General features: G+C 53.0%; 24 protein-coding genes and 3 tRNA genes. 17 read left to right on the forward strand and 10 right to left on the reverse strand.

Translation table 11 applies throughout. The annotated features are described in order from the left end of the window. Positions 1-97 precede the first annotated feature (97 nt). A complete protein-coding gene (sugE, locus tag QUF14_RS25100) occupies positions 98-415 on the forward strand; it encodes a quaternary ammonium compound efflux SMR transporter SugE (RefSeq protein WP_000118482.1) in 318 nt (105 codons plus the stop codon). Here sugE and blc read toward each other — a convergent pair. From blc to frdA, 6 genes are all read right to left on the reverse strand, one after another. Next, positions 412-945 carry a lipocalin Blc gene (gene blc / locus QUF14_RS25105; RefSeq protein ID WP_001238369.1) on the reverse strand — a complete coding sequence of 178 codons (534 nt, stop codon included), beginning with the start codon at positions 943-945 and terminating at the stop codon, positions 412-414. The genes sugE and blc overlap by 4 nt on opposite strands. Positions 946-1,033: 88 nt before the next feature. Next, positions 1,034-2,167: a BlaEC family class C beta-lactamase gene (locus QUF14_RS25110; RefSeq protein WP_100733634.1), complete on the reverse strand. Its 1,134-nt coding sequence runs from the start codon at positions 2,165-2,167 to the stop codon at positions 1,034-1,036. Positions 2,168-2,229: 62 nt separating this feature from the next. Continuing rightward, the gene (frdD, locus tag QUF14_RS25115) at positions 2,230-2,589 is read right to left on the reverse strand and encodes a fumarate reductase subunit FrdD (protein WP_000609663.1); all 360 of its coding nucleotides are present in this window, start codon (positions 2,587-2,589) and stop codon (positions 2,230-2,232) included. A 10-nt stretch (positions 2,590-2,599) separates the two neighbouring features. Then, positions 2,600-2,995, reverse strand: a complete 396-nt coding sequence (gene frdC, locus QUF14_RS25120) for a fumarate reductase subunit FrdC (RefSeq protein WP_000208757.1) — start codon at positions 2,993-2,995, stop codon at positions 2,600-2,602. Positions 2,996-3,005: 10 nt separating this feature from the next. Continuing rightward, complete coding sequence (frdB, locus tag QUF14_RS25125; RefSeq protein WP_000829498.1) at positions 3,006-3,740, reverse strand: fumarate reductase iron-sulfur protein; 735 nt, start codon at positions 3,738-3,740, stop codon at positions 3,006-3,008. After that, entirely contained in the window at positions 3,733-5,541 is a 1,809-nt protein-coding gene (gene frdA, locus QUF14_RS25130) for a fumarate reductase (quinol) flavoprotein subunit (protein ID WP_001192973.1), read from the reverse strand. The genes frdB and frdA overlap by 8 nt, the downstream gene beginning before the upstream one ends. Before the next feature lie 324 nt (positions 5,542-5,865). Here frdA and epmA point away from each other — a divergent pair, with 324 nt between their 5' ends. The 3 genes from epmA to QUF14_RS25145 all read left to right on the forward strand — a co-directional run bounded on the left by epmA (position 5,866) and on the right by QUF14_RS25145 (position 8,976). Further along, positions 5,866-6,843 carry an elongation factor P--(R)-beta-lysine ligase gene (epmA, locus tag QUF14_RS25135; RefSeq protein WP_000004771.1) on the forward strand — a complete coding sequence of 326 codons (978 nt, stop codon included), beginning with the start codon at positions 5,866-5,868 and terminating at the stop codon, positions 6,841-6,843. A 218-nt stretch (positions 6,844-7,061) separates the two neighbouring features. After that, entirely contained in the window at positions 7,062-8,564 is a 1,503-nt protein-coding gene (gene yjeM, locus QUF14_RS25140) for a glutamate/gamma-aminobutyrate family transporter YjeM (RefSeq protein WP_100733633.1), read from the forward strand. Positions 8,565-8,661: 97 nt separating this feature from the next. After that, positions 8,662-8,976, forward strand: coding sequence for a YjeO family protein (locus QUF14_RS25145; protein ID WP_001276175.1), 315 nt, complete (start codon positions 8,662-8,664; stop codon positions 8,974-8,976). A 30-nt stretch (positions 8,977-9,006) separates the two neighbouring features. Here QUF14_RS25145 and mscM read toward each other — a convergent pair whose 3' ends face one another. From mscM to rsgA, 3 genes are all read right to left on the reverse strand, one after another. After that, entirely contained in the window at positions 9,007-12,330 is a 3,324-nt protein-coding gene (gene mscM, locus QUF14_RS25150; protein WP_001236835.1) for a miniconductance mechanosensitive channel MscM, read from the reverse strand. Positions 12,331-12,351: 21 nt separating this feature from the next. Beyond that, positions 12,352-13,320, reverse strand: coding sequence for an archaetidylserine decarboxylase (gene asd, locus QUF14_RS25155; RefSeq protein ID WP_000934928.1), 969 nt, complete (start codon positions 13,318-13,320; stop codon positions 12,352-12,354). A 96-nt stretch (positions 13,321-13,416) separates the two neighbouring features. Continuing rightward, positions 13,417-14,469 carry a small ribosomal subunit biogenesis GTPase RsgA gene (gene rsgA, locus QUF14_RS25160; protein ID WP_100733632.1) on the reverse strand — a complete coding sequence of 351 codons (1,053 nt, stop codon included), beginning with the start codon at positions 14,467-14,469 and terminating at the stop codon, positions 13,417-13,419. Positions 14,470-14,563: 94 nt separating this feature from the next. On the opposite strand from rsgA, the gene orn reads away from it, so the two are divergent. The 5 genes from orn to QUF14_RS25185 all read left to right on the forward strand — a co-directional run bounded on the left by orn (position 14,564) and on the right by QUF14_RS25185 (position 16,026). Further along, entirely contained in the window at positions 14,564-15,109 is a 546-nt protein-coding gene (gene orn / locus QUF14_RS25165) for an oligoribonuclease (protein WP_001295188.1), read from the forward strand. Positions 15,110-15,319: 210 nt separating this feature from the next. Next, positions 15,320-15,395 (forward strand) — tRNA-Gly (locus QUF14_RS25170). A 157-nt stretch (positions 15,396-15,552) separates the two neighbouring features. Beyond that, positions 15,553-15,628: transfer RNA gene (locus QUF14_RS25175), tRNA-Gly, on the forward strand. 35 nt (positions 15,629-15,663) lie between these two features. Further along, positions 15,664-15,739: transfer RNA gene (locus tag QUF14_RS25180), tRNA-Gly, on the forward strand. Positions 15,740-15,972: 233 nt separating this feature from the next. After that, complete coding sequence (locus QUF14_RS25185; RefSeq protein ID WP_010723271.1) at positions 15,973-16,026, forward strand: hypothetical protein; 54 nt, start codon at positions 15,973-15,975, stop codon at positions 16,024-16,026. Here QUF14_RS25185 and queG read toward each other — a convergent pair. Further along, positions 16,009-17,148 (reverse strand): tRNA epoxyqueuosine(34) reductase QueG, encoded by a 1,140-nt coding sequence (queG, locus tag QUF14_RS25190; RefSeq protein ID WP_001294196.1) that lies wholly within the window; start codon positions 17,146-17,148, stop codon positions 16,009-16,011. The two genes, QUF14_RS25185 and queG, sit on opposite strands and share 18 nt — an antisense overlap. On the opposite strand from queG, the gene nnr reads away from it, so the two are divergent. The 8 genes from nnr to hflK all read left to right on the forward strand — a co-directional run bounded on the left by nnr (position 17,147) and on the right by hflK (position 26,378). Continuing rightward, positions 17,147-18,694, forward strand: coding sequence for a bifunctional ADP-dependent NAD(P)H-hydrate dehydratase/NAD(P)H-hydrate epimerase (gene nnr, locus QUF14_RS25195; protein ID WP_077630126.1), 1,548 nt, complete (start codon positions 17,147-17,149; stop codon positions 18,692-18,694). The genes queG and nnr overlap by 2 nt on opposite strands. Further along, the gene (gene tsaE / locus QUF14_RS25200) at positions 18,666-19,127 is read left to right on the forward strand and encodes a tRNA (adenosine(37)-N6)-threonylcarbamoyltransferase complex ATPase subunit type 1 TsaE (protein ID WP_000981981.1); all 462 of its coding nucleotides are present in this window, start codon (positions 18,666-18,668) and stop codon (positions 19,125-19,127) included. The genes nnr and tsaE overlap by 29 nt, the downstream gene beginning before the upstream one ends. Positions 19,128-19,145: 18 nt before the next feature. Further along, on the forward strand, positions 19,146-20,483 hold the full coding sequence (amiB, locus tag QUF14_RS25205; protein WP_000990285.1) for an N-acetylmuramoyl-L-alanine amidase AmiB: 1,338 nt from the start codon (positions 19,146-19,148) through the stop codon (positions 20,481-20,483). Positions 20,484-20,492: 9 nt separating this feature from the next. Next, positions 20,493-22,340, forward strand: a complete 1,848-nt coding sequence (mutL, locus tag QUF14_RS25210) for a DNA mismatch repair endonuclease MutL (protein WP_001355096.1) — start codon at positions 20,493-20,495, stop codon at positions 22,338-22,340. Then, positions 22,333-23,283: a tRNA (adenosine(37)-N6)-dimethylallyltransferase MiaA gene (gene miaA, locus QUF14_RS25215; protein WP_001280339.1), complete on the forward strand. Its 951-nt coding sequence runs from the start codon at positions 22,333-22,335 to the stop codon at positions 23,281-23,283. The genes mutL and miaA overlap by 8 nt, the downstream gene beginning before the upstream one ends. Before the next feature lie 85 nt (positions 23,284-23,368). Continuing rightward, on the forward strand, positions 23,369-23,677 hold the full coding sequence (gene hfq / locus QUF14_RS25220) for an RNA chaperone Hfq (RefSeq protein ID WP_001051883.1): 309 nt from the start codon (positions 23,369-23,371) through the stop codon (positions 23,675-23,677). Positions 23,678-23,752: 75 nt separating this feature from the next. Beyond that, the gene (gene hflX, locus QUF14_RS25225) at positions 23,753-25,033 is read left to right on the forward strand and encodes a ribosome rescue GTPase HflX (protein ID WP_000460360.1); all 1,281 of its coding nucleotides are present in this window, start codon (positions 23,753-23,755) and stop codon (positions 25,031-25,033) included. A gap of 85 nt (positions 25,034-25,118) precedes the next feature. Then, entirely contained in the window at positions 25,119-26,378 is a 1,260-nt protein-coding gene (hflK, locus tag QUF14_RS25230; RefSeq protein ID WP_000312477.1) for an FtsH protease activity modulator HflK, read from the forward strand. Positions 26,379-26,380: the final 2 nt, after the last annotated feature.

Genomic DNA, 26,380 nt, shown 5'->3' on the forward strand with positions numbered 1-26,380 from the left:
GCCACCTGGCAAAATACCCGTTCAACCATTAGCTTTGCAGGACGACCTGCAAACGCATCTTTTCACCGGGGACGGCCCCAATTCTCCGGAGCCTGATATGTCCTGGATTATCTTAGTTATTGCTGGTCTGCTGGAAGTGGTATGGGCCGTTGGCCTGAAATATACCCACGGCTTTAGTCGTTTGACGCCAAGTGTTATTACCGTGACGGCGATGATTGTCAGTATGGCGTTACTTGCCTGGGCGATGAAATCGTTACCGGTGGGGACGGCTTATGCTGTGTGGACGGGGATTGGCGCAGTCGGCGCGGCTATCACCGGCATTGTGCTGCTCGGTGAGTCCGCTAATCCGATGCGCCTGGCGAGTCTGGCGTTAATCGTATTGGGGATTATTGGCCTGAAACTTAGCACTCACTAACTACCGGGCTGCTGTACCCAAATAAACTTACTGACATCAAACCCTTCCCGGGTCGCGACTGCCAGCATCTCCTGTTTCACTTCGTCAGAAATGGTTGGCGTGCGGGAGAGTATCCACAGGTAGTCGCGGTCCGGGCCGCAAACCAGCGCATGGCGGTATTCCCGATCGAGTGCAATAACGTTATAACCGCCATAGAAAGGACCAAAGAATGACACTTTCAGCGCAGCGCGGGTAGGCGCGCCGGTAAAGTACGCTTTCCCTTCACTCTGCTGCCACATTTCTCTGTCAGGGTTATAGCCTTTATTAATGACATTCAGGCCGCCGTCATCTCGTAGGCTGTATGTTGCGGTGACTTTTTCCAGTCCACGTTCAAAGCGGTGATCAAAACGGGCAATCTCATACCAGGTACCGAGATAGCGTTTAGCGTCGAAATTATTCACTACTGTCACGCCACGCGGCGGCGTAGGAGAACTGCAGGCAACGACCAGAAATGCAGCTGTCGCTGCGGCAACGAGAGGGAGCAGGCGCATAAATGTTTCCTTACTGGTTTTTTTCTAAGTGTAGATGACAGCAAGGAAAAGCGCAGAAAAGGTCCGAAAATTCGGACCCGATGAAATTTTACTGTAGAGCGTTGATAATCTGCCAGGCGGCGGCGACTCTCGCTGGATTGGGATAATTTTTGTTAGCCAGCATCACGATACCCAGCTCTTTTTCTGGAATAAACGCGACATAGCTACCAAATCCGCCGGTCGCCCCCGTTTTATGTACCCATGATGCGCGTACTGCAGGAGTTGGGGGCGTAATCGCTTTTACGGGGCGTGCTGCCAGTGCAATTTTATTGTCACTGCCGTTAATGATAATGTCAGGATTTACCGGCCAGTCCAGCATTTCCCAGCCCAGGCCCTGATACATATCGCCGGTTTGCCAGTAGCGAGATTGTGCCAGTTGTATCCCTTGTTGAAGTGTTTTCTCATTGATATCACGGGGGGTTAAATTGCTTTGCACCCAGCGGGCCATATCTTCAATGGTCGACTTCACACCATAAGCTTCAGCGTCTAATGCCCCTGGCGAAACATGCACTGCCTTACCTTCGCGATATCCCCAGGCGTAATGCTTTTCTTCTGCGGGCGGCACATTAATCCACGTATGGTTGAGTTTGAGTGGCTGGAAAACACGAGTTTGCATCGCCTGTTCAAAGCTCAAATCGGATGGTTTCACAGCCAGTGCGCCGAACAACCCAATACTGGCGTTGGCATACAGACGTTGTGTTCCTGGAGCCCATGCAGGCTGCCAGTTTTGATAGAAGCGCAGCAAGTCGCTTGAGGATTTAACGTCATCCGGCACCTGTAATGGCAGGCCGCCAGCGGTGTAGGTCGCAAGATGTAATAGTGTGATCCCATTCCACTGTTTAGCGGTAAGTTCAGGCCAGTATTTTGTCGCGGGATCGCTTAGGTTGATTTCCCCTCGCGCAATAGCGTCGCCACCAAGCACGCCCGTAAATGTTTTGCTGACCGAACCTAACTCAAACAACGTTTGCTGTGTGACGGGCTGCTTTTTGGCGATGTCCGCATAGCCCCAGGTAAAGTAATAAGGTTTACCCTGATAAATTACCGCCACCGCCATACCGGGGATCTTTTGTTGCTCTATAAGCGGGGTAATTGTGCGATGCACAATATCGTTGATTTGTTGAGGGGCAGCAAATGTGGAGCAAGAGGCGGTAATTAATAAGGCGCAGAGCGTCGTTTTGAACATAGGGTCTGGTTTCCATACAAAACGGCCCGCCATAGGCGGGCCGGATTTACATTGGCGATGCGTTAGATTGTAACGACACCAATCAGTGTGACAACTGTCAGGATAGCAGCCAGACCGTAGAAAACCCATTTGCCCGCAGGTACGTGGATTTTCAGATCGTGCATCGCGTGGTGCATACGGTGTAAACCACACCACAGTGGCAGAACGATCATCAGGAACAGGAATACGCGACCAATGAAGCTTTGCGCGAACGCCAGAACGCGCTCGTAGCTCAGTGCGTCACCCGGAAACAGCCCCAGTGGCAGCAGAATACCCACCAGCAGGATCATCACCGGCGCAATAATTGCGCTCCACATACCACCGGCCCCGAAGAGGCCCCAGAATACCGGTTCGTCAGAACGCTTTGGATTTGGATTAATCATCTCAGGCTCCTTACCAGTACAGGGCAACAAACAGGATTACGATGGTGGCAACCACAGTTACCGCCCAGAGGCTTTTGATAATTGGCTCTGGTCCCATTTTTTCATCTTTTACAATGATATTGGCCGCTTTCGGTGCCAGCTCAAACCAGGTTTTGGTGTGCAGCAGAGCTGCTGCCAGAGTGATCAAGTTAATGATCACGATAACCGGGTTTTGTAAAAAGTCGACGAATCCCGCCCAGGCTTCCGGGCCATTTTTCAGGGCAAACAGCCCGAAAATCAGTTCAATGCTGAACCACACAGCCGGAACTGCCGTGCCTTCGCGCAGCATGTAAAAGCGATAAAACGGCAATTTTTTCCACCAGGTGGACGTCATTGGCCGTACATACGGTTTACGTTTAGTCGTCATGTTGCACTCCTTAGCGTGGTTTCAGGGTCGCGATAAGAAAGTCTTTCGAACTTTCTACTTTGCCCTGCTGAATGGCCGCAGCCGGATCGACGTGTTTCGGGCAGACTTCGGAGCAGTAGCCCACGAAAGTACAGCTCCATACGCCATTCTGGCTGTTCAACTGCGCCATACGCTCCTTCTTACCGTGGTCGCGGCTATCTTCGTTATAACGATGCGCCAGCGTAATGGCAGCCGGACCGATGAACTCTGGGTTCAGGCCAAACTGCGGGCACGCGGCGTAGCACAGACCACAGTTGATGCAACCGGAGAACTGGTGATACTTCGCCATCTGCGCCGGGGTCTGGATGTTCGTACCCTGATCCGCGGTGCGGGAGTTGCCGATGATGTACGGTTTGATCGCTTCCAGACTTTCGATAAAGTGAGTCATATCGACCACCAGATCGCGTTCAATCGGGAAGTTAGCTAACGCTTCAACCTTCATACCGTCGGTGTAGTCACGCAGGAAGGTTTTGCATGCCAGTTTTGGCACGTTGTTAACCATCATGCCGCAGGAACCACAAATCGCCATACGGCAGGACCAGCGGTAGCTCAGGTCCGGTGCCAGGTTGTCTTTGATGTAGCCCAGCGCATCCAGTAATGAGGTAGTTGCGTCATAAGGCACTTCATAGAATGCGCTATGCGGTGCGGTATCGACTTCCGGGTTATAGCGCACCACCTCAATTTTCAGGTTTTTCATCTCAGCCATTCGCCTTCTCCTTCTTATTGGCTGCTTCCGCCTTATCGGCTGCATCCGCTTCGCCACCGTAAACACGTTTAGCTGGCGGCAGCGTAGTAATCTTCACGTCGCTGTACTCCAGGCGAGTAGTGCCATCAGCATCGCGGAAGGCGAGGGTGTGTTTGAGGAAGTTGACATCGTCACGCTCGGTGCAACCTTCGTCCAGACGCTGGTGCGCGCCGCGGGACTCTTTACGTGCCATTGCGGAGTGCGCCATACATTCAGCAACGTTCAGACCGTGACCCAGTTCAATGGTGTAGAGCAGGTCGGTGTTGAACACGCTGGAGGTGTCGGTGATGCGCACGCGCTTGAAGCGTTCCTGTAGCTCAGCCAGCTTGTCGATGGTTTTCTGCATCAGTTCCGGCGTACGGTAGATACCGCAACCTTCTTCCATAGCCAGGCCCATTTCGTCGCGGATCTTCGCCCAGTTTTCGCCGCCATCCTGGTTAACCAGATCTTTCAGACGTTGTTCAACGCCAGCTGCCTGCGCTTCAATTGCCGCTTCGTTGCCATTACCGGCAGTTGCTGCACGCTCTGTCGCTTGTTCACCGGCCAGACGACCGAAGACCACCAGTTCCGCCAGGGAGTTGGAGCCCAGACGGTTTGCGCCGTGCAGACCAACAGAGGAACATTCACCCACGGCGAACAGACCTTTAATGCGGGTTTCACAGTTCTGATCGGTTTCGATACCGCCCATGGTGTAGTGCGCGGTCGGACGTACCGGAATCGGTTCTTTAACCGGATCGACGCCAACGTACGCTTTCGCCAGTTCGCAGATGAACGGCAGACGTTCATGCAGTTTTTTCTCGCCGAGGTGACGCAGGTCGAGGTAAACCACATCGCCACGTGGCGTGGAGATGGTGTTGCCTTTACGCCATTCGTGCCAGAAGGCCTGAGAAACTTTGTCGCGTGGACCCAGTTCCATATATTTGTTTTTCGGCTCGCCCAGCGGAGTTTCCGGGCCCATGCCGTAATCTTGCAGATAACGGTAGCCATTTTTGTTGACCAGAATACCGCCTTCACCGCGGCAGCCTTCGGTCATCAAGATACCGGAACCTGGCAGACCGGTTGGGTGATACTGAACGAATTCCATGTCACGCAGCGGAACGCCGTGGCTTAGCGCCATACCCATACCGTCACCGGTAACGATACCGCCGTTGGTGTTGTAACGATAAACGCGACCCGCACCGCCGGTAGCCATAACGACCGCGTTAGCGCGGATCTGCACCAGCGTGCCTTCCATCATGTTCATTGCTACCAGGCCGCGAACATGACCATCATCAACCAGAATATCCAGTACGAAGTGCTCGTCAAAACGCTGGATCTGCGGGAATTGCAGAGAAGTCTGGAACAGCGTGTGCAGCATATGGAAGCCGGTTTTATCGGCGGCGAACCAGGTACGCTCGATTTTCATGCCGCCGAAGCGACGTACGTTGACGCTACCATCCGGGCGACGGCTCCATGGGCATCCCCACAGTTCCAGTTGGGTCATTTCGGTTGGGCAGTGGTGGACGAAATAATCCACGACATCCTGCTCACACAACCAGTCGCCACCCGCTACTGTATCGTGAAAGTGATATTCGAAGCTGTCATGATCCTGCGCGACAGCGGCGGAGCCCCCTTCTGCAGCTACGGTATGGCTACGCATAGGGTATACTTTTGAGATTAGTGCGATTTTTGCATTTGGATTTGCCTGCGCGGCAGCAATTGCAGCACGTAATCCCGCGCCACCGGCGCCTACAATGGCAAGATCGGCTTGAAAGGTTTGCACGACATTCCTCCAGATTGTTTTTATCCCACAGCCCCGTACTTCATGGTAAGTGCCTGAAAGTTACGGTCTGCGAACGCTATTCCACTGCTCCTTTATAGGTACAACAGTATAGTCTGATGGATAAGTCTGAAATTTGACGAGATCGATTTTTTTAGTGCGCAAGAGGGCTAAATTATCACTGAAGATGATTAATTTAATTACTAAACCATCAGATCGTGCTTTTTTTAGTCACCGCCCACCGTTGATTGATACCTGCGTAAAATTTGTCTCGCCGCCGCGTTGCGAGTAGACTTCGTGCCCTTGTCAAAAAATGGAGATTTAACTATGAGCGAAACGGCATCCTGGCAGCCGAGCGCATCCATTCCTAACTTATTAAAACGCGCGGCGATTATGGCGGAGATCCGTCGTTTCTTTGCCGATCGTGGAGTGCTGGAGGTGGAGACGCCTTGTATGAGCCAGGCGACGGTAACCGATATTCATTTGGTCCCGTTTGAGACGCGTTTCGTTGGCCCCGGGCATTCGCAGGGGATGAATCTCTGGTTAATGACCAGCCCGGAATACCATATGAAACGCCTGCTGGTTGCCGGTTGTGGGCCGGTATTCCAGCTGTGCCGCAGCTTCCGTAATGAAGAGATGGGGCGTTATCACAACCCTGAGTTCACTATGCTTGAGTGGTATCGACCGCACTATGATATGTACCGGTTGATGAACGAGGTGGATGATCTCTTACAACAGGTGCTTGACTGCCCGGCAGCAGAAAGTCTTTCTTATCAACAAGCTTTCTTGCGTTATCTGGAAATTGACCCGCTCTCTGCCGACAAAACGCAACTGCGGGAAGTGGCAGCGAAACTGGATTTGAGCAACGTTGCCGATACCGAAGAAGACCGCGACACGCTGCTACAACTGCTGTTTACCTTTGGCGTAGAGCCAAATATTGGCAAAGAAAAACCGACCTTTGTGTACCACTTTCCGGCCAGCCAGGCATCACTGGCGCAAATCAGTACCGAAGATCATCGGGTCGCTGAACGCTTTGAGGTTTATTATAAAGGTATTGAGCTGGCGAATGGTTTCCATGAATTGACGGATGCCCGTGAGCAGCAACAACGTTTTGAACAAGATAACCGTAAGCGCGCGGCGCGCGGTTTGCCGCAGCACCCCATTGACCAGAATCTTATTGAAGCCTTGAAAGTCGGTATGCCTGACTGTTCCGGCGTGGCATTAGGCGTTGATCGTCTGGTGATGTTGGCGCTGGGCGCGGAGACACTGGCTGAAGTCATCGCCTTTAGCGTTGACCGGGCATAATTCTGAAAAATTACTGAATTAACCGCGAAGAATGGCGTGATGAGCGCCATTCTGTAGCATATGTTTTCATTTTTCCGCTAAAGGCCACAATTTAAGACTGGATATTTGATATCATCCAGGTATCAATTCTGTATTGGTTTTTACGCTGCCCGCTCTATGTTGGGCAGTGCAGTTCAGTGGGCGCGTTTTATACACGCGCTGAAATGAAGGATGGTTTCATGCCTCACACGATAAAAAAGATGAGTCTGATAGGACTCATATTGATGATCTTTACTTCCGTATTTGGATTTGCCAATAGCCCATCGGCTTATTACTTAATGGGTTATAGTGCGATTCCCTTTTATATATTTTCTGCATTGTTATTCTTTATTCCATTCGCCTTAATGATGGCTGAAATGGGAGCTGCTTATCGCAAAGAAGAAGGCGGTATCTATTCCTGGATGAATAATAGTGTCGGACCCCGTTTTGCCTTCATTGGTACGTTTATGTGGTTTTCCTCTTATATCATCTGGATGGTGAGCACCTCCGCGAAAGTTTGGGTACCGTTCTCAACATTCCTCTATGGTAGCGACATGACCCAGCACTGGCGTATTGCCGGACTGGAACCTACGCAGGTGGTTGGTCTGCTGGCAGTGGCATGGATGATTCTGGTCACCGTCGTTGCTTCAAAAGGGATTAATAAAATTGCCCGCATTACTGCGGTGGGCGGTATTGCAGTAATGTGCCTGAATTTAGTATTACTGTTAGTAAGCATTACTATTTTGTTATTAAATGGTGGGCATTTCGCGCAGGATATTAATTTCCTGACATCACCGAATCCAGGTTATCAGTCCGGTCTGGCAATGCTATCGTTTGTGGTATTTGCCATTTTTGCCTATGGCGGAATTGAAGCGGTTGGTGGTCTGGTCGATAAAACGGAAAATCCAGAAAAGAACTTTGCCAAAGGTATTGTTTTTGCCGCTATTGTTATTTCAATCGGTTATTCGCTGGCAATATTTTTATGGGGCGTCAGCACAAACTGGCAGCAGGTATTAAGTAATGGTTCCGTTAACCTTGGCAATATTACCTATGTGCTGATGAAGAGCCTCGGGATGACGCTGGGTAACGCACTGCATTTGTCACCTGAAGCGTCATTGTCGCTGGGCGTATGGTTTGCGCGTATTACCGGGCTTTCGATGTTCCTCGCTTATACCGGTGCGTTCTTTACGCTTTGCTATTCACCGCTGAAAGCCATCATCCAAGGGACGCCGAAAGCGTTGTGGCCAGAACCGATGACGCGCCTGAATGCGATGGGGATGCCGTCTATCGCCATGTGGATGCAGTGTGGGTTGGTTACTATCTTCATCCTGCTGGTTTCGTTTGGTGGCGGTACCGCATCGGCGTTCTTTAACAAGCTGACGCTGATGGCGAACGTGTCTATGACGCTTCCTTACTTGTTCCTCGCGCTGGCTTTCCCATTCTTTAAAGCACGTCAGGATCTCGACAGACCGTTTGTGATTTTCAAAACACATATGTCGGCAATGATTGCGACAGTGGTTGTCGTACTGGTGGTGACATTTGCGAACGTCTTCACCATCATTCAACCTGTGGTTGAAGCCGGAGACTGGGACAGCACATTGTGGATGATTGGCGGCCCTGTCTTCTTCTCGCTGTTAGCGATGGCGATTTACCAGAACTATTGCAGCAGAGTGGCAAAAAATCCGCAGTGGGCGGTGGAATAACCCGATGCCCTATCGTCTGCCTGACGATAGGGCGCAATGACAGGGAATTAGCGGGATTTCGTATGCGCTATAGCGAAATTAAGCGACCGATTATCTCATGAGTGCGCGCATGTTTGTCTTGTGCTGCATCTGGTTCATTGTGGCGTTCCTCTGGATAACCATTACCTCCGCGCTGGACAAAGAGTGGATGATTGATGGACGCGGGATTAACAACGTCTGTGATGTTTTGATGTATCTCGAAGATGACGATACTCGCGATGTCGGTGTGATAATGACGTTACCGCTCTTTTTCCCTTTTCTCTGGTTCGCTTTGTGGCGAAAAAAACGCGGCTGGTTTATGTACGCCACCGCCCTGGCTATTTTCGGCTACTGGTTGTGGCAGTTTTTTCTGCGCTATCAGTTTTGCTTGTGAGCCGGATGGGGTCATCCGGCCACAAAGACCTTACAAACTTCCTGCCTGACGACCTTTGCCCGCAGAAGTTAATGTTCTCCCCGTTTGTTTACCGTTGAGGCTTTCCAGACGCATCTGGAAGGGCGGGAATGGCATATCGATACCGTGGGCGTGGAAGCCAGCCAGAATCAGCTGGTGGATCTCATGGCGTAGCGGCATACGGTGACCCATCTCAGCGGCGTAAATACGCAGCTCGAAAATCTGAATCCCCTGCTGCAGATCCACCAGGAAGACTTCCGGCGCCGGGTTGTCGATCACCAGCGAGCAGCGACGCGCTGCGGTGAGCAGGATTTCCGTCACTTCTTCACTGTTGGCATCGGCAGGGGCCGGAATCGTCAACACCACGCGCGTGACCGAGTCAGAGAGCGACCAATTGATAAACTGCTCGGTAATAAACGCCTTGTTCGGCACGATAATTTCTTTGCGGTCCCAGTCGCTGATGGTGGTGGCGCGGGTGTTAATTTTCGTCACACTACCGGTGAGATCGCGGATCGTCACCGTATCGCCAATGCGAATCGGTTTTTCGAACAGGATGATCAGGCCAGAGATAAAGTTGGCGAAAATTTCCTGCAAACCAAAGCCCAGACCAACACCGAGCGCGGCGACCAGCCACTGTAATTTCGACCACTCAATACCAATCATCGAGAAACCTACCAGCCCGCCAATCAGCATCAATAGATATTTGGTGATGGTGGTGATGGCGTAGCCGGTACCCGGCGTTAAATCGAGGTGCTGCAAAATCGCCAGTTCCAGCAGCGCGGGCAGGTTGCGCACCAGCTGCGTGGTGATGATAAACACCAGAATGGCAATCAGCACCGCACCGAGGGTAATCGGCTCCAAACTTTCTACGCCCTGTACCGTGGAAGTGACATCCCACAGCGAAATATTTTCAAGGAAGCCGAAAGCGGAATGGATTTCTGACCACAGCACAATGACCGAAAGCAAGGCGATCAACATCAAAATTGAGCGCACCAGCCGCAAGGATTGCGCACTGATGGCATCGAGATCGACTTCGCTTTCATCGACTTCAATTGCCCCTTCCGGGCTACTGTGATGATGCGCTTCCTCTTCGCCACGCGCACGCTGCGCTAACATCTCTGCCCGGCGATGCTTCGCCCGGTCAAACGCCAGCCTGCGGCGTTGGATCAGCATCCAGCGGCGGATAACGTGATAAACCACCAGTAGCAAAAACCAGATGGCAACCGAGGTTTCAAGCCTCGCTAACAGCGCCTGCGCCGTTGCCAGATAACCCACCGCCGACGCCAGAATGGCAACCAACGGCGCGCCAATCATCATGTTCCACAGCATATGGTTGGTAATGTTGTCGCCGCTGCCTTCTTTGTTGAGATACAACGGAATGCCGGCCTTTTTCAGGCTGAGGGTGACCACCGCCAGCGCACCGCAAATGAGGATAAAACAAAGCCGTCCCAGCGAACCGGAGAATTCACGGTCATCGAGGTTATCGAACATCATCAGCGCCATAATCAGCGGCACAATAAGCCCGATGCTCATCAGGTAGTAACGCATCCCACGGGAAACCCGTTCGCGTGGCCAGCCGAAATGAGCGATAAACAAGCCGTTCGGACGGGCAAAGGTGGCGCAAATCATCACTACCCACAGCAGCGGTACGGTGGCCGTTACGCCATCACCAATTGCGACCGCCAGCGGATAAGGCCACGCCTCGCGCAAGCCGTAACCCAGCGTCATCCACAGCACCGGTAGCGGCGAGGCGACGAGAATCGACCAGAAAAGGGTGCGCAACGTCAGCCAGAAGTGATCCTGAGTCACTTTGCCGACTTTCGCCGCTGAACGTTCAAGAAAACGGGTGAAATAGCGGCGTGAGTAAATACTGCAACCGACCAGAATCAACGCGCCAAACAGCGGCAAAATCGTCTCTTTGCTGGTCAGCATCATTACGCTGGCTTTGCCCAACTGACTGAAGGTGTCCAGCGAAATGAGACGACGCAGATCCTGAGCGATCTCCAGCGGCCAGGCGATGGTCATCGGGCGCACGTCAGAAGTCCAGAACAGGTAGCGGTGCGTCGCTTCATTCACTTCTTTCAGCGCATCTTCCAGTTGCCCGTTGGAGACTTTCAGCTTGGTCAGCTCCAGCAGTAACGTGTCGCCACCCTGCAACAATGAGTTCAGCAACTCACGCTGAGTGCGTAGCTGTGCTTCCAGAATACGGTTTTGCTCGGCGGTCAGCGGCTGACCGTCGGCCTGATGGATTTGTCGTAGCAGCGGCTGTTTATTAAGCAGATCCTCATAACGTAACCGTTGCACACGCAACTGCGCCATTTCGGTATCAAGCTGTTGTGGTTTTGGCATTTCCGGCAGCCGTGCCACCTGCGCCCGCAACGCTTCGCCGAGCAGGTTGGACGATCCCAGCCATTGTGATTGTTCACGCAGCGTATTCAACGCCTGCCGGACCTGTAACGTCTGGCTGGCAGCCTGACGCTGTTGCGAGGCAACGAGATCCATCCGCTGCGCCTGTTGATTCAACGCCGCCGACAGCTCGCGGTTAATTTTGAATTGCGCGACGATATCTTTCGGCAAGTCGGCGCTGTTTTCTGCCAGAAGTTCGGTGCTTTCCAGCGCCCGCTCCGCCTCAAGCTGGCGTTGGCTGTTCAACTGATTACGCAAGGCCTGCAAATACGCATCCAGTTGCTGGCTCTCTTTTTCCGCCAGCTCTGAGCGTAAACGTGCTAATTCCTGGCGGTTATTGGCAGACAGCTGCGCCAATTCCAGTTCATCAACGAGCGCCTTCAGTCGCGCAGAGTCAGACTGCAAAGCAAAATTTTGCGCCTGATTAAGCGGGGTATTGCCGGTAAGCGTTCCAAGGCGGCGCTCGATTTCATTCAACTGGCGGCGGGCGTCAGTTTGCTGTTGCGGCAGTTGATTCAGCGAATCGGCAATCTCGCGGGCGCGCTCCTGCTCTTGCTGGGCCTGACGGCTCTTATCCAGTAACTGACTGCTGACCTGGAGAATTTCCTGATTCAGCGCGTCGGTAGACATTCCCGGCGATACGCTGCGCGGCTCGTCACGCATGTTGTTTAATTGCGCGCGCAGAGTAGCGGAGAGTTTCGGGTAATTATCAATGACTTCTTGATATTGCTTGATGCGCTCAAGGGAACCTTTTCGTTCCTCAAGCGCATTTAAGGCGGACTGGAGTGCCTCTACGACTTCCGGCTGAGCGGGTTTCGCCGCTTTTGCCTGCTCCAGTTCCTGGGTGATTTGTTTGCTATCGGGGGCCGTCGCGGCGTACGCCCCCCAACTGAGGCACCAGGCCATCAGAAAAGTGATAATCAGGCGCACGTCAGCGTTTCCTTTGATGGATTAGACCTGGGCTTTTTTATCGTCAACCAATGGGCTGGCGTCGTGTTCTGCCTCGATCTCTTCAGCAGGAAGCGGGGCAGGTTCAGAGTCTGGCGTAACAAAGGTTTCGGTAGATACTGCCAGCGGCTGACCAATTTTCGTGACAGACAGGCTTTCCAGTTGCTCAACCAGATTAACTTTACCCGGTGCAAACAGGTTGATAACGGTAGAGCCGAGTTTAAAGCGACCCATTTCCTGGCCTTTCAGCAGCGCCACAGAACCGTCGTTTTCTCCGGCAGGCCAGGTCCAGCGCTTGATGATGCCTTCGCGCGGCGGCGTAATGGTGCCCGCCCAGACAGTTTCAATGCTGCCAACAATCGTCGCCCCGACCAGAATCTGCGCCATCGGGCCAAATTCGGTATCGAACAGGCAGATCACGCGTTCGTTACGGGCAAACAGATTCGGCACGTTCTGAGCGGTGAGATGGTTAACGGAGAAGAGATCGCCCGGCACATAGATCATCTCACGCAGAATACCGTTGCACGGCATGTGTACGCGGTGGTAGTCACGCGGGGAGAGGTAAGTGGTCACAAACGTACCGTTACGGAAAAGATCCGCCATCAGATAGTTCCCTGCCAGCAGAGCTTCGAGGCTGTAGTTGTGGCCTTTAGCTTGCAGGATTTTATCTTCTTCGATTTTACCTAACTGGCTGATAACGCCATCGGCAGGCATGACCAGTACATTAGGATCGGTATCAATTGGGCGTACTTCGTCACGCAGCGGACGGACAAAGAATTCGTTAAAGGTGCGGTAGCTGGCGGTGTCCGGCTTTTGCGCCTCTTTCATGTCGACCTTGTAGTATTTAACGAACAGATCGATAACCAGTTTTGTCAGCCATCCTGCCCGCTTGCTTGCGCCCCAACCCGCCAGGCGAGTAAGCCATAATTTCGGCAGAATGTACTGTAGCGAAAGTTTAAATGAATTTAACAAGGTAGCCTCCAGGCCATTGTTTTGTCGTTCCTGATCCGGCCTACATGCCGGATCCTGAAAAAAAGGGGACGATTCTAACGACGGTTAGCTTAATTGTCAGTCATCCGTATCAGAAAAGTTTTTACGCGTTTTTACCTGCGCCATGCTTTCCAGAATACGGTGATAGTTTTCGAAACGGGTTTCCGCGATTTTCCCTTCCTCAACCGCTTCCCGGATAGCGCAGCCCGGATCGGTATCGTGTTTGCAATCGCGATATTTACACAGACCTAAGTAGTCATGGAATTCGACAAAACCCCGAGTAATTTGTTCCGGTTCCAGATGCCAGAGACCAAACTCACGCACACCTGGGGAATCAATCACATCACCGCCGTGCGGGAAGTGATACAGCCGCGCGGCAGTCGTGGTGTGCTGACCAAGCCCCGAGTTATCCGAGACGTCGTTGGTCAGGATCTCTTTTTGCAGCCCCAGCAACGCGTTCAGCAGGCTGGATTTGCCGACGCCAGACTGCCCGGCAAAAATACTGATGCTCCCGGTCAACGCCTCTTCCAGCGGTTTCAGTCCATCCTGAGTATGACTGGAAACCATCAATACGCGATAACCGATATTGCGGTAGATATCCATCTGCTCGTTGACGAATTCCATGCCTTCGTCGTCCAGCAGGTCTATCTTGTTGAGCACAATAATCGGCTCAATCTGCAAGGTTTCGCAGGCCACCAGGTAACGGTCGATAATATTGAGCGACAGCTCCGGCAAAATCGCGGAGACAATGACAATCTGGTCAATGTTGGCAGCAATGGGTTTCACACCGTCGTAGAAATCCGGGCGCGTCAACACTGAGGTGCGCTCATGCACCGCTTCCACGATCCCTTTGACATTTACGCCTTCTGCCGCCGGTTTACCCGGACGCCAGACTACGCGATCGCCGGTCACCAGCGAACGGATGGTACGGCGAATATTGCAGCGGTGAACGTCGCCATCGGCAGATTCCACATCAGCGTGCATACCAAAGCGGCTGATGACGATACCTTCATCAGGCTCGCCAAACAGATTGTCGTCGTAGTCGGGCTTCTCCTTAGACGTTTTAAGACGACGCTGGTGATTGGCGTTCACGCGGCGCTGCTGGCCTTTGGAGAGTTTATTTTTACTCAATCGTACTGACTCCTGGTCGCCCCTGTTGGGCAAAACATCTATGATACACGCAATTGTGGATCAATATAGTCACTGTGAATGGGTGGAAAATAGCATGAGTGCCAATGAAAACAACCTGATTTGGATCGATCTTGAGATGACCGGTCTGGATCCCGAGCGCGATCGCATTATTGAGATTGCCACGCTGGTGACCGACGCCAACCTGAATATTCTGGCAGAAGGGCCGACCATTGCAGTACACCAGTCCGATGAACAACTGGCGCTGATGGATGACTGGAATGTCCGTACTCATACCGCCAGCGGGCTGGTGGAGCGCGTGAAAGCGAGCACGATGGGCGATCGGGAAGCTGAACTGGCAACGCTCGAATTTTTAAAACAGTGGGTGCCTGCGGGAAAATCGCCGATTTGCGGTAACAGCATCGGCCAGGATCGTCGCTTCTTGTTTAAATACATGCCGGAGCTGGAAGCCTACTTCCACTACCGTTATCTGGATGTCAGCACACTGAAAGAGCTGGCGCGCCGCTGGAAGCCGGAAATTCTTGATGGTTTTACCAAGCAGGGGACGCATCAGGCGATGGATGATATCCGTGAGTCGGTGGCGGAGCTGGCTTACTACCGCGAGCATTTTATCAAGCTGTAAAATTTGTTCTGGTCACGTAAGCGCCGTAATCCACTTGCGGCGGCGTGATTTTGACGCTAAATTGAACGTCTTGCTGATAATTTCAGCACTTGAGATAAAAACTCAAAAAAAAATTTTTAGGGGGGTTGCAGAGGAAAAGATTTCTCGTATAATGCGCCTCCCGTAACGACGCAGAAATGCGAAAATTACGAAAGCAAAATTAAGCAGTACGCGGGAATAGCTCAGTTGGTAGAGCACGACCTTGCCAAGGTCGGGGTCGCGAGTTCGAGTCTCGTTTCCCGCTCCAAAATTTGAAAAGTGCTGCAAAGCACAGACCACCCAATCGCAGTATTTCGAATTGTGACAAGGCGGCAACTGAACGAATCCTTGGGAGCTTACAAAAGTAAGTGACTAAGGTGAGTGAAGGCAGCCAAGGCAGTAGCGGTTCGAAAGACGAAGATTAAGCGGGAATAGCTCAGTTGGTAGAGCACGACCTTGCCAAGGTCGGGGTCGCGAGTTCGAGTCTCGTTTCCCGCTCCAAAATTTGAAAGTGCTGCAAAGCACAGACCACCCAAGCGGGAATAGCTCAGTTGGTAGAGCACGACCTTGCCAAGGTCGGGGTCGCGAGTTCGAGTCTCGTTTCCCGCTCCAAATTCTTCTCTCAATAAAATATCCACAGCGACGCGATGCGTTATTGCTGGTTTTTGTTGTCTCTGACAAACTCTTGTAAACAGAGTTATCCACAGCCTCATGTCGTAATCTTAATTTCAAAGAAACTTCGCACGGTGAATAGTATTTTTTTAACTTATTGATATATAGGTTGAAAATTAAGATCTCGTTTTGTCGAGTCGATCACTTGACGATTTTATTCGCCTTGAATTGCAATGCGTTTTTATTTTTATTCACAAGCTGTGGATGAATCAGGCGTCACGCGGTAACCCTTTTTCAATCACCCGAACCAGACGCTGTTTTTTCGGTAGTTGTACCTCTACGACGCACGCATTTCGCCTCTCGATTTGCTGCGCAATCGCCCACGCTATGTGCTCATCAAGAAGTGGGTGCTCACCTTTACGACTTTCCAGCGCTGTCAAAATCGTTTTATCCCAGGGGGCATTGCCTAATGCCACGGCGATATTACGCAGCCAACGCAGGTGACCTATACGGCGAATCGCCGAACCTTCCGTGACTTTTAAAAACTTCTCTTCACTCCAGGCGAATAACTCAATGAGTTCCGGTGCGTGTAGTGGTTTGCGCGGGCTGAAATCGTCTTCTTTAGTGAGTTGCGAATAGCGATTCCACGGGCAGATAAGCTGGCAGTCATCGCAACCGTAAATACGGTTTCCCATCAATGGACGCAGCTCTTCCGGGATCGCCCCTTCCAGTTCAATGGTGAGATAAGAGATACAGCGGCGAGCATCGACGGTATATGGCTCGACGATGGCGCCGGTCGGGCAAATCGTCATACAGGCCACGCATTTACCGCATCCTTCCTCGACCGGTTGATCCACGGGCAGCGGAATATCGACCAGTAATTCACCTAAAAAGAAGAACGAACCGGCCTCGCGATTGAGGATAAGTGAGTGCTTACCTGTCCAGCCAAGACCTGCTTTTTCAGCTAACGGGCGCTCGAGAATAGGCGCAGAATCGACAAACGGTCTAAAATTCAGCGAAACACAATGTTGCTGAATCATCTCGCCCAGCTTTTTGAGTCGGTTGCGCAGAAGTTTGTGATAGTCACGGCCCAACGCATAACGACTTACATAGCCGAGTTTGGGGTTTTTCAGCGTGCTGGCAAATGCGGCGTTAGCAGGAAGGTAATTCATCCGCACGCTGATGACGCGCAGCGTACCAGGCAATAACTCATGGGGGCGAGCGCGCAGCATACCGTGACGCGCCATCCAGTCCATTTCGCCGTGGTATTGTTTGTCCAGCCATGCTTGCAGTTTGGGCTCGGACGCGCTGAGATCGGTATCGGTAATACCTACCTGCTGAAAGCCCAGTTCCAGCCCCCACTGTTTAATTTTTTGCGCTAACTGATTGAGATCGAGGGGCTCTGACATGACGGACCATACAATGAAGAAAAACCCCGTAAGTATACCACACACCGTCTGGCACGCCGACGATATCCGCCGCGGCGAACGCGAGGCGGCAGATTCGTTGGGGCTTACACTCTATGAACTGATGCTTCGCGCTGGTGAAGCCGCATTTCAGGTGTGTCGTTCGGCTTATCCTGATGCCTTCCACTGGCTGGTGCTGTGCGGTCATGGCAATAACGGCGGCGATGGTTATGTGATTGCGCGGCTGGCAAAAGCGGTCGGCATTGAGGTCACGCTGCTGGCCCAGGAAAGTGACAAATCGTTACCGGAAGAGGCCGCGCAGGCACGCGATGCATGGTTAAACGCGGGAGGCGAGATCCATGCTTCGAATATTGTCTGGCCTGAGTCGGTAGATCTGATTGTTGATGCGCTGCTCGGTACCGGATTGCAGCACGCGCCCCGCGTATCCATTAGCCAGTTAATCGACCACGCTAATACTCACCCTGCGCCGATTGTGGCGGTTGATATCCCTTCCGGCCTGCTGGCTGAAACCGGCGCTACGCCAGGCGCGGTAATCAACGCCGATCACACCATCACTTTTATTGCGCTGAAACCTGGCTTGCTCACCGGGAAAGCACGGGATGTTACCGGAAAACTGCATTTTGACTCGCTGGGGCTGGACAATTGGTTGGCAGGTCAGGAGACGAAAATTCAGCGGTTTTCGGCAGAACAACTTTCTCACTGGCTGAAACCGCGTCGCCCGACTTCGCATAAAGGCGATCACGGGCGGCTGGTGATTGTTGGTGGCGATCACGGCACGGCGGGGGCTATTCGTATGACGGGGGAAGCGGCACTGCGTGCTGGTGCTGGTTTAGTCCGAGTACTGACCCGCAGTGAGAACATTGCGCCGCTGCTGACTGCACGACCGGAATTGATGGTGCATGAACTGACTATGGACTCTCTTACCGAAAGCCTGGAATGGGCCGATGTGGTGGTGATTGGTCCCGGTCTGGGCCAGCAAGAGTGGGGGAAAAAAGCCCTGCAAAAAGTTGAGAATTTTCGCAAACCGATGTTATGGGATGCCGATGCATTGAACCTGCTGGCAATCAATCCTGATAAGCGTCACAATCGCGTGATCACGCCGCATCCTGGCGAGGCCGCACGGTTGTTGGGCTGTTCCGTAGCAGAAATTGAAAGTGACCGCTTACATTGCGCCCAACGTCTGGTACAACGTTATGGCGGCGTAGCGGTGCTGAAAGGTGCCGGAACCGTAGTGGCCGCGCATCCTGACGCTTTAGGCATTATTGATGCCGGAAATGCAGGCATGGCGAGCGGCGGGATGGGTGATGTGCTCTCTGGTATTATTGGCGCATTGCTTGGGCAAAAACTGTCGCCGTATGATGCAGCGTGCGCGGGCTGTGTCGCACACGGTACGGCAGCTGACGTACTGGCGGCGCGTTTTGGAACGCGCGGGATGCTGGCAACCGATCTCTTTTCCACGCTACAGCGTATTGTTAACCCGGAAGTGACTGATAAAAACCATGATGAATCGAGTAATTCCGCTCCCTGATGAGCAGGCAACATTAGACCTGGGCGAGCGGGTAGCGAAAGCCTGCGATGGCGCAACCGTAATCTATCTGTATGGCGATTTAGGCGCAGGTAAAACCACCTTTAGTCGGGGCTTTTTACAGGCTTTGGGCCATCAGGGTAATGTCAAAAGCCCCACTTATACGCTGGTCGAACCCTATACGCTCGAAAACTTAATGGTGTATCACTTTGATTTATACCGCCTTGCCGATCCCGAGGAGCTGGAGTTTATGGGGATCCGCGATTATTTTGCCAACGATGCCATCTGCCTGGTGGAGTGGCCACAACAAGGTACAGGTGTTCTTCCTGACCCGGATGTCGAAATACACATTGATTATCAGGCACAAGGCCGTGAGGCGCGCGTGAGCGCGGTTTCCTCTGCGGGTGAATTGTTGCTGGCGCGTTTAGCCGGTTAACCTTTGAAAGGTGGCGGGATGATGTATCGCATCAGAAATTGGTTGGTAGCGACGTTGCTGCTGCTGTGCGCGCAGGCTGGCGCCGCTACGCTCTCTGATATTCAGGTTTCTAACGGTAATCAACAGGCGCGAATAACATTGAGTTTTACTGGCGATCCTGATTACGCGTTTAGCCATCAAAACAAACGCACCGTGGCGCTCGATATCAAACAAACGGGCGTGATTCAGGGGCTACCGTTGTTGTTCAGCGGTAATAATCTGGTGAAGGCGATTCGCTCTGGAACGCCTAAAGATGCACAAACGCTACGGCTGGTGGTCGATCTCACCGAAAACGGTAAAACCGAAGCGGTGAAGCGGCAGAATGGTAGCAATTACACTGTCGTCTTTACGATTAACGCTGATGCGCCGCCACCGCCTCCACCGCCGCCAGTGGTTGCGAAGCGCGTTGAAACGCCTGCGGTTGTCGCACCGCGCGTCAGCGAACCGGCGCGCAATCCGTTTAAAACGGAAAGTAACCGCACTACGGGTGTTATCAGCAGTAATACGGTAACGCGTCCGGCAGCGCGCGCGACGGCTAACACAGGCGATAAAATTATCATCGCTATTGATGCCGGACACGGCGGTCAGGATCCTGGCGCTATCGGCCCTAGTGGTACGCGGGAGAAAAATGTCACCATCGCCATCGCACGTAAATTGCGTACTTTACTCAATGATGATCCGATGTTTAAGGGCGTTTTAACCCGTGACGGGGATTACTTTATCTCGGTAATGGGGCGCAGCGATGTGGCACGTAAGCAAAACGCCAATTTCCTCGTCTCGATTCACGCTGATGCCGCACCGAACCGCAGTGCGACTGGCGCTTCCGTATGGGTGCTCTCTAACCGTCGCGCCAACAGCGAAATGGCCAGCTGGCTGGAGCAGCATGAGAAACAGTCGGAGCTGCTGGGCGGAGCGGGCGATGTGCTGGCGAACAGTCAGTCTGACCCCTATTTAAGCCAGGCGGTGCTGGATTTACAGTTCGGTCATTCCCAGCGGGTAGGGTATGATGTGGCGACCAGTATGATCAGTCAGTTGCAACGCATTGGCGAAATACATAAACGTCGACCAGAACATGCCAGCCTTGGCGTTCTGCGTTCGCCGGATATCCCATCAGTACTGGTCGAAACCGGTTTTATCAGCAATAACAGCGAAGAACGTTTGCTGGCGAGCGACGATTACCAACAACAGCTGGCAGAAGCCATTTACAAAGGCCTGCGCAATTATTTCCTTGCGCATCCGATGCAATCTGCGCCGCAGGGGGCAACGGCACAAACGGCCAGCACGGTGACGACGCCAGATCGCACGCTGCCAAACTAAGGATGATTGATGCCAATTCAGGTCTTACCGCCACAACTGGCGAACCAGATTGCCGCAGGTGAGGTGGTCGAGCGACCTGCGTCGGTAGTCAAAGAACTGGTGGAAAACAGCCTCGATGCGGGTGCGACGCGTATTGATATTGATATCGAACGCGGTGGGGCGAAACTTATCCGCATTCGTGATAACGGCTGCGGTATCAAAAAAGATGAGCTGGCGCTGGCGCTGGCTCGTCATGCCACCAGTAAAATCGCCTCTCTGGACGATCTCGAAGCCATTATCAGCCTGGGCTTTCGCGGTGAGGCGCTGGCGAGTATCAGTTCGGTTTCCCGCCTGACGCTCACTTCACGCACCGCAGAACAGCAGGAGGCATGGCAAGCGTATGCCGAAGGGCGCGATATGGACGTGACGGTTAAACCTGCGGCGCATCCGGTGGGAACGACGCTGGAAGTGCTGGATCTGTTCTACAATACCCCGGCGCGGCGCAAATTCCTGCGTACCGAGAAAACCGAATTTAACCATATTGATGAAATCATCCGCCGCATTGCGCTGGCGCGTTTCGACGTCACTATCAATCTGTCGCATAACGGCAAAATAGTTCGCCAGTACCGCGCAGTGCCGGAAGGCGGGCAAAAAGAACGGCGTTTAGGCGCGATTTGCGGCACCGCTTTTCTCGAACATGCGCTGGCGATTGAATGGCAGCACGGCGATCTCACGCTGCGCGGTTGGGTGGCAGATCCAAACCACACCACGCCCACACTGGCAGAAATTCAGTATTGCTACGTGAATGGTCGCATGATGCGCGATCGCCTGATCAATCACGCGATCCGCCAGGCCTGTGAAGACAAACTGGGGGCCGATCAGCAACCGGCATTTGTGCTGTATCTGGAGATCGACCCACATCAGGTGGACGTCAACGTGCACCCTGCCAAACACGAAGTGCGTTTCCATCAGTCGCGTCTGGTGCATGACTTTATCTATCAGGGCGTGCTGAGCGTGCTACAACAGCAACTGGAAACGCCGCTACCGCTGGACGATGAACCACAACCCGCACCGCGCGCCATCCCGGAAAACCGCGTGGCGGCGGGGCGCAATCATTTTGCTGAACCGGCAGTTCGTGAGCCAGTAGCTCCGCGCTACACTCCTGCGCCCGCCTCAGGCAGTCGTCCGGCTGCCCCCTGGCCAAATGCGCAGCCAGGCTACCAGAAACAGCAAGGTGAAGTGTATCGCCAGCTTTTGCAAACGCCTGCGCCGATGCAAAAACCAAAAGCACCTGAACCGCAGGAGCCAGCGCTTGCGGCGAACAGTCAGAGTTTTGGTCGGGTACTGACTATCGTCCATTCCGACTGTGCGTTGCTGGAGCGCGACGGCAACATTTCACTTTTAGCCCTGCCAGTGGCAGAACGTTGGCTGCGTCAGGCGCAGTTGACGCCGGGTGAAACGCCAGTTTGCGCCCAGCCGTTGCTTATTCCGTTGCGGCTAAAAGTTTCTGGCGAAGAAAAATCGGCATTAGAAAAAGCGCAGTCTGCCCTGGCGGAATTGGGTATTGATTTCCAGTCCGATGCACAGTATGTGACCATCAGGGCCGTGCCTTTACCCTTACGCCAACAAAATTTACAAATCTTGATTCCTGAACTGATAGGCTACCTGGCGAAGCAGTCCGTATTCGAACCTGGCAATATTGCGCAGTGGATTGCACGAAATCTGATGAGCGAACATGCGCAGTGGTCAATGGCACAGGCCATCACCCTGCTGGCGGACGTGGAACGGTTATGTCCGCAACTTGTGAAAACGCCGCCGGGTGGTCTGTTACAATCTGTTGATTTACATCCGGCGATAAAAGCCCTGAAAGATGAGTGATATCAGTAAGGCGAGCCTGCCTAAGGCGATTTTTTTGATGGGGCCGACGGCCTCCGGTAAAACGGCGTTAGCCATTGAGCTGCGTAAAATTTTACCAGTAGAGTTGATAAGCGTTGATTCTGCCCTTATTTACAAAGGGATGGATATCGGGACGGCGAAGCCGAACGCTGAAGAGTTACTCGCCGCGCCGCACCGATTGCTGGATATTCGCGATCCGTCGCAGGCTTATTCGGCCGCTGATTTTCGCCGCGATGCGCTGGCGGAAATGGCCGATATCACCGCGGCGGGGCGGATCCCACTATTAGTGGGCGGTACGATGTTGTATTTCAAGGCATTGCTGGAAGGGTTGTCGCCGCTACCGTCGGCAGACCCTGAAGTGCGGGCCAGAATTGAGCAACAGGCGGCAGAGCAAGGTTGGGAGTCATTGCATCGTCAACTTCAGGAGATCGATCCGGTTGCGGCAGCAAGGATTCATCCAAATGATCCACAAAGGCTTTCCCGGGCACTGGAAGTTTTTTTCATTTCGGGTAAAACTTTAACGGAACTGACGCAAACGTCAGGAGACGCTCTACCGTATCAGGTGCATCAGTTCGCCATCGCCCCGGCGAGCCGTGAACTGCTCCATCAACGAATTGAGCAGCGTTTTCATCAGATGTTGGCTTCAGGTTTTGAAGCAGAAGTCCGGGCGCTTTTTGCCCGAGGAGATTTGCATACGGACTTGCCTTCCATTCGTTGTGTGGGTTATCGCCAGATGTGGTCTTACCTTGAAGGCGAAATCTCATACGATGAAATGGTTTATCGAGGTGTTTGCGCCACGAGACAGTTGGCGAAGCGGCAGATAACCTGGCTGCGTGGTTGGGAAGGGGTTCACTGGCTTGACAGTGAAAAACCAGAACAGGCACGTGACGAAGTATTACAGGTTGTTGGTGCTATCGCAGGCTGAATGTGTACAATTGAGACGTATCGTGCGCAATTTTTTCAGAATCGAAAGGTTCAAAGTACAAATAAGCATATAAGGAAAAGAGAGAATGGCTAAGGGGCAATCTTTACAAGATCCGTTCCTGAACGCACTGCGTCGGGAACGTGTTCCAGTTTCTATTTATTTGGTGAATGGTATTAAGCTGCAAGGACAAATCGAGTCTTTTGATCAGTTCGTGATCCTGTTGAAAAACACGGTCAGCCAGATGGTTTACAAGCACGCGATTTCTACTGTTGTCCCGTCTCGCCCGGTTTCTCATCACAGTAACAACGCCGGTGGCGGTACCAGCAGTAACTATCATCATGGTAGCAGCGCGCAGAATACTTCCGCGCAACAGGACAGCGAAGAAACCGAATAAGGTTTCGGGCTGTTTTTTTACACGGGGAGCCAGCGATCCTGCGTTCCCCGCTGATCTATTTAGAGGGTTATACGCTTGTTTGACCGTTATGATGCTGGTGAGCAGGCGGTACTGGTACACATCTATTTTACGCAAGACAAAGATATGGAAGACCTCCAGGAGTTTGAATCTCTGGTTTCTTCCGCCGGTGTCGAAGCATTGCAGGTGATTACCGGTAGCCGTAAAGCGCCGCACCCAAAGTATTTTGTAGGTGAAGGTAAAGCAGTTGAAATTGCGGAAGCTGTCAAAGCGACGGGTGCTTCGGTCGTTCTTTTTGACCATGCCCTGAGCCCGGCGCAAGAGCGTAACCTGGAGCGTTTGTGCGAGTGTCGTGTTATCGACCGCACCGGCCTTATTTTAGATATTTTCGCCCAACGTGCGCGTACCCATGAGGGTAAGTTGCAGGTTGAGCTGGCGCAGTTGCGCCATCTGGCTACGCGCCTGGTGCGTGGCTGGACCCACCTTGAAAGACAGAAAGGCGGGATCGGTTTGCGTGGTCCGGGTGAAACCCAGCTCGAAACCGACCGTCGTTTGTTGCGTAATCGCATCGTGCAGATACAGTCGCGCCTGGAAAGAGTTGAAAAACAGCGTGAGCAGGGGCGGCAATCGCGTATCAAAGCCGACGTTCCTACTGTTTCGCTGGTGGGATATACCAACGCCGGTAAATCTACCCTTTTCAATCGCATCACCGAAGCGCGGGTCTATGCGGCAGACCAGTTGTTTGCCACCCTCGACCCGACGTTGCGGCGTATTGACGTCGCGGATGTCGGTGAAACCGTGCTGGCAGATACCGTAGGGTTTATTCGCCACCTGCCGCACGATCTGGTGGCGGCATTTAAAGCCACGTTACAAGAGACGCGGCAAGCCACATTGCTGCTGCACGTCATTGACGCGGCAGATGTGCGAGTACAAGAAAACATCGAAGCGGTGAATACGGTTCTTGAAGAGATCGATGCTCACGAGATCCCAACCCTGCTGGTGATGAACAAGATCGATATGCTGGAAGATTTTGAACCGCGTATTGATCGGGACGAAGAGAACAAACCGATCCGTGTCTGGCTTTCTGCGCAGACCGGAGCGGGGATACCACAGCTTTTTCAGGCTTTGACGGAGCGTCTTTCCGGCGAGGTGGCGCAGCATACATTGCGTCTGCCGCCGCAGGAAGGGCGTCTGAGAAGTCGTTTTTATCAGCTTCAGGCAATAGAAAAAGAGTGGATGGAGGAGGACGGCAGTGTAAGTCTGCAAGTTCGTATGCCGATCGTTGACTGGCGTCGCCTCTGCAAACAAGAACCGGCGTTGATCGATTACTTGATCTAACGGCGTAGCGTCTGAAGCGTGGAGTCATATCCTCTGGCGTCGAAAGACAACAGGGATCACCGCATAACAAATATGGAGCACAAACATGGCGTGGAATCAGCCCGGTAATAACGGACAAGACCGCGACCCGTGGGGAAGCAGCAAACCTGGCGGCAACTCTGAGGGAAATGGAAACAAAGGCGGTCGCGATCAAGGGCCACCTGATTTAGATGATATCTTCCGCAAACTGAGCAAAAAGCTCGGTGGTCTGGGCGGCGGTAAAGGCACCGGATCTGGCGGTGGTAATTCATCGCAAGGCCCGCGCCCGCAGCTTGGCGGTCGTGTCGTTACCATCGCAGCGGCAGCGATTGTCATTATTTGGGCGGCCAGTGGTTTCTACACCATTAAAGAAGCCGAACGCGGCGTGGTAACACGCTTTGGTAAATTCAGCCATCTGGTTGAGCCGGGTCTGAACTGGAAACCGACGTTTATCGACGAAGTCAAACCGGTGAACGTGGAAGCCGTGCGTGAACTGGCTGCTTCCGGTGTGATGCTGACGTCGGACGAAAACGTGGTGCGCGTTGAGATGAACGTACAGTACCGCGTCACCAATCCGGAAAAATATCTATATAGCGTGACCAGCCCGGATGACAGCCTGCGTCAGGCTACCGACAGCGCCCTGCGTGGGGTTATCGGTAAATACACCATGGACCGCATTCTGACGGAAGGTCGTACCGTGATTCGTAGCGATACTCAGCGCGAACTGGAAGAGACGATTCGTCCGTATGACATGGGTATCACTCTGCTGGACGTCAACTTCCAGGCAGCTCGTCCGCCGGAAGAAGTAAAAGCGGCGTTTGACGATGCGATTGCCGCGCGTGAAAACGAACAGCAATACATTCGTGAAGCAGAAGCGTATACCAACGAAGTTCAGCCGCGTGCGAACGGTCAGGCGCAACGTATCCTCGAAGAGGCGCGTGCGTACAAGGCTCAGACTATCCTGGAAGCTCAGGGTGAAGTGGCACGCTTTGCTAAACTTCTGCCGGAATATAAAGCTGCGCCGGAAATTACCCGCGAGCGTCTGTATATCGAGACGATGGAAAAAGTGTTGGGCAACACCCGCAAAGTGCTGGTTAACGATAAAGGTGGCAACCTGATGGTTCTGCCGTTAGACCAGATGCTGAAAGGTGGTAACGCCCCTGCGGCGAAGAGCGATAACGGTGCCAGCAATCTGCTGCGTCTGCCGCCAGCCTCTTCCTCCACAACCAGTGGAGCAAGCAACACGTCGTCCACCAGTCAGGGCGATATTATGGACCAACGCCGCGCTAACGCGCAGCGTAACGACTACCAGCGTCAGGGGGAATAACG

Origin of the sequence: Escherichia sp. HH091_1A, from assembly GCF_030295175.1 — a bacterium.
Taxonomy (GTDB): Bacteria; Pseudomonadota; Gammaproteobacteria; order Enterobacterales; family Enterobacteriaceae; genus Escherichia; species Escherichia coli_F.